Origin of the sequence: Bartonella sp. AA81SXKL (assembly GCF_042196945.1) — a bacterium.
Taxonomy (GTDB): domain Bacteria; phylum Pseudomonadota; class Alphaproteobacteria; order Rhizobiales; family Rhizobiaceae; genus Bartonella.
The window spans coordinates 1-549 of sequence record NZ_JBHIRH010000412.1 but is presented as its reverse complement, the minus strand read 5'-3'; the positions used below and the strand labels follow the sequence as shown (position 1 = coordinate 549).

General features: G+C 40.4%; 1 protein-coding gene. It reads left to right on the top strand.

What is annotated here, in order from left to right; genetic code table 11:
- Window positions 1–549: GTPase (locus ACFINZ_RS11990; protein WP_375701644.1), on the top strand; the 549-nt coding region annotated here is incomplete at both ends.

Genomic DNA, 549 nt, shown 5'->3' with positions numbered 1-549 from the left:
TATCCTTTTTGCACAATCGAACCAAACACCGGAGAAGTTGCTGTTCCAGATTTGCGAATGGAAAAAATTGCATCGATCGCTGGTTCAAAAGAAATTATTCCTACACGCATCAATTTTGTTGATATTGCTGGACTTGTACGAGGCGCTTCAAAAGGTGAAGGTTTAGGTAATAAATTTTTAGCCAATATCCGTGAAGTTGATGCTATTATCCACGTTTTACGCTGTTTTCAAGATGACGATATTAACAACGTAGCAGGACGCATTGCTCCTGTTTCTGATGCCACAACTGTTGAAACGGAACTCATGCTTGCCGATCTTGAAAGTCTTGAACGACGTATCGTACAAATCCGTAAACGTGCAACCGGAAAAGATAAAGAAGCTCTTACAATTCTTCCCGTAATGGAATCTGCCTTAAATTTACTGCATAAAGGAAGCCCTGTGCGGTTATTACTCGAGGAGATCTCTTCCGATGAGCGCCGCATCCTTGATAGTTTAAATCTTTTAACCTCCAAACCCGTACTTTATGTTTGCAATGTAAGCGAAAATGAT